The organism is Ruminococcus sp. 5_1_39BFAA (genome assembly GCF_964240875.1).
Classification (GTDB): Bacteria; Bacillota; Clostridia; order Lachnospirales; family Lachnospiraceae; genus Blautia_A.
In genome coordinates this window covers 1-2,892 of record NZ_CAXSVO010000074.1, presented here as the reverse complement: position 1 = coordinate 2,892, position 2,892 = coordinate 1, and the positions used below count along the sequence as shown (strand labels likewise).

Below are 2,892 nucleotides of genomic sequence, written 5' to 3'. Positions count from 1 at the left end.
GAGACATCATTATGGAACTGATATAATAATTCGCTGTTTTTGTGCAAGAGACAGGAACTTTATTTTGCGGGGCGACATCAGACCATCCAGATCGACCGTGTGCGGGATATGTACCGGGACGCGCTGGACAACCCTGCGGAGGAGAACGTGTTCAAGCAGCTCCGACTGAATATGTGGGTGGCATCCCTGACCCGGTTTATCCCGGAACACATCTACGAGCTGGGCAACCAGCCCATCGATATGGAAGCCCTCAAAGGCCGTGACTGTTATGCCGGACTGGACCTTTCCAGCACCGGCGACATCACGGCTTTTGTGCTGATGTTCCCGCCCCGGACAGAGGACGAGAAATACATCATGCTCCCGTTCTTCTGGATACCGGAGGACACAATCCCGCTGCGTGTGCGCAGGGCATCCGTTCCTTACGATGTCTGGCATCAGCAGGGATACCTCATGGCGACGGAGGGCAACGTCATCCACTATGGTTTCATTGAGAAGTTCATCGAGGAGCTGGGCAAGCAGTACCACATCCTCGAAATCGCATTTGACAGATGGGGAGCGGTACAGATGACACAGAATCTTGAGGGCATGGGCTTCACGGTCGTGCCCTTTGGTCAGGGATTCAAGGATATGAGCCCGCCCACCAAGGAGTTCTACAAGCTCCTCATGGAAGGCCGCATCATCCACGGCGGCAACCCCATCATGGCATGGATGGCCGGCAACGTGGTCGTGGAGAAAGACCCGGCCGAGAATATCAAACCGACAAAAGCCAAAAGCCCGGAGAAAATCGACGGCATCGTGGCTGCGATCATGGCCCTTGACCGCTGTATCCGAAACGAGGGTCAGCAGGGCAGCATCTACGATGATCCCAATCGTGGGCTTCTGGTTTTTTAATTTCAACAAGGAGGATGAAAACAATGAAGTATCTCATGAGTGCAGAGTGGTGGCAAGCGGCCGGAATCCGTGCCGTCAAGACCATGTTCCAGACTGGTGCGGCGCTTCTGGTGACCCAGATGCCGGGCGGTGCTGTGGACTGGGTATCTGTGGGCAGTGCGGCGCTGCTGGCGGGCATCGCATCCCTCGGAACCAGCCTTGCCGGTCTGCCGGAGCTGGAGAAGCAGGATAAGGAGGAAGGATGATGTTCTTCGGATAAAAGGTACTGCCGGCTGTTATGGCAAAAAGAAAAGCCCACCGGCCTTTGGTGAGCTTTTGAGGCAGAAATATTCACATGGCCAGAAATTCAGGATGATCCTCATTCGGCGTTCTCCTCACGGCGGGAATCCGTGATCCAATCGGCCACATCATCCTCTGAAGCAAAACCGGCTTTTCCTGCCTCGCCCTTCATCTGTTCCTGGAATTTTTGCATCGCATATACCGCTGAGTTGATGACTCGTACTGTTCCATTCTCGACGATAAAGGTAACACGATCTCCAGTGGAGATACCCAGTGCGGCGCGGATATTCTTAGGGATAGTAACCTGGCCTTTTGCCATCACTCTGGCATCATTGATTACAACTGTTGCTTCAGACATCGTAAGAACCTCCTTTGGGAAAAAGTGGGAAGTAGGGATTCCCTACTTTTACTATACGCAGTTGTAGCAGAAATAGCAACCGAATTTTCAAAATTCACAATTTGACGAAAAAGGAGCTGGTATCAATACCAGCCTTGCCGGTCTGCCGGAGCTAGAAAAAAATCAATAAGAAAACAAAAGAAAAAAGAGCCCGACGCATCAGGCTCTTTCAAGGTGTTGTCCGAAGACGACCACCGCGATTCATGTTTATACTATACCATATGCAAGGAGAATATGCAAGTGATTTTACGAATTGCTAATGAAATTTTGCAATTGACGGAGGTGAGGACGTTGCTGGGACCCTAGAATCTGAGCACAAACATTTGAAGGCAATTGACGCCTAAGGTCGTCTGTTAAAGAAATATAGGCATTGAGAAATTGCTTGCACGATGTTTTTGTTTCACCCATTTTTCGCAGAGTGTAGATCAGAAGGACAACATAGGATGATATGTATTTGAAATCAAGGCCTGTGATGCCAATCTCAGATTCCAGAAGTGAAACAAGACGGCGATTTATATCGCCTGTCCTGAATCGGGTGTCAAAAACTATGTTGTTATGGGCAACAGCGTTTCGAAGGTCTTTAACAGCATAAATGATAAATTCGGTGATTCGTCCATCGGCATCGAGATTACTTGGCAAATGTAGAAGCGCAGAAGTGGCGAGTTTAACATTTGCATTGCAGCAAGCAAAAAACGTCCCGAATTCACCTAAAGTAAGTGATTCGAAAATTGCCCAGATTGGGATTGAACGATCTGCATCAAAAAAATGATTCACAGTTTGGCGCGCATTTGAGTAGTCACGAAGAAGCGCATTGTTAATCTTTCCCTTAAGTGTCATGCGCTTTGCGTATTGCTTATGGTACATGTCACTTCCGGGGGAAAATGCACGATAAGCGGTGACCGATGTTGAAAAAAATTTTATCAAGATTCTCTGAATGTGAATCATTCAATACAGACTGAATGACGTAACTTTTCAGAGCATTCTCAATAAACATGACTTTGGGGTAGAATAGCGCCTTAAGATCCATATCGAATTTGTTAAGAGCGATAACTTCGTCAAAATTTGTGAAATTTATCCGTTGTTGTGGTGTACGGATAAAACGATAACCTTTGTAGCCGTGATAATATCCAATATTTCGAAGCGCCTGTGCTTGGTTGCTTTTAATAGAAATATGGTGTCTGGAACGAAGGTATTTCATTAACTGATTAATTGTCAGCATGGCAGTCCTCCAGTTGGTAGTCTCAAGCTATTATATCACGCAAAGAATGGAATGAAAAGCCGAAATAGTATGAATGAAGGGAGAAAAAGCAATAAAATGGGATTTC

At 47.3% G+C, this 2,892-nt stretch carries 4 protein-coding genes and 1 pseudogene; 2 read left to right on the top strand and 3 right to left on the bottom strand.

All coding sequences use genetic code 11. The annotated features are described in order from the left end of the window. Positions 1 to 81: 81 nt before the first annotated feature. Positions 82 to 891 (top strand): annotated as a pseudogene (locus ACESZH_RS23720) (terminase TerL endonuclease subunit); the annotation flags it as partial. A gap of 23 nt (positions 892 to 914) precedes the next feature. Then, a complete protein-coding gene (locus ACESZH_RS23715) occupies positions 915 to 1,136 on the top strand; it encodes a holin (protein ID WP_373219547.1) in 222 nt (73 codons plus the stop codon). A 113-nt stretch (positions 1,137 to 1,249) separates the two neighbouring features. Here ACESZH_RS23715 and ACESZH_RS23710 read toward each other — a convergent pair whose 3' ends face one another. From ACESZH_RS23710 to ACESZH_RS23700, 3 genes are all read right to left on the bottom strand, one after another. After that, positions 1,250 to 1,528 (bottom strand): AbrB/MazE/SpoVT family DNA-binding domain-containing protein, encoded by a 279-nt coding sequence (locus tag ACESZH_RS23710; RefSeq protein WP_373219546.1) that lies wholly within the window; start codon positions 1,526 to 1,528, stop codon positions 1,250 to 1,252. Positions 1,529 to 1,813: 285 nt separating this feature from the next. Beyond that, positions 1,814 to 2,431, bottom strand: coding sequence for an Abi family protein (locus ACESZH_RS23705; RefSeq protein WP_373219544.1), 618 nt, complete (start codon positions 2,429 to 2,431; stop codon positions 1,814 to 1,816). Position 2,432: 1 nt separating this feature from the next. Next, the gene (locus tag ACESZH_RS23700) at positions 2,433 to 2,786 is read right to left on the bottom strand and encodes an Abi family protein (RefSeq protein ID WP_373219543.1); all 354 of its coding nucleotides are present in this window, start codon (positions 2,784 to 2,786) and stop codon (positions 2,433 to 2,435) included. Between the last annotated feature and the right edge of the window lie 106 nt (positions 2,787 to 2,892).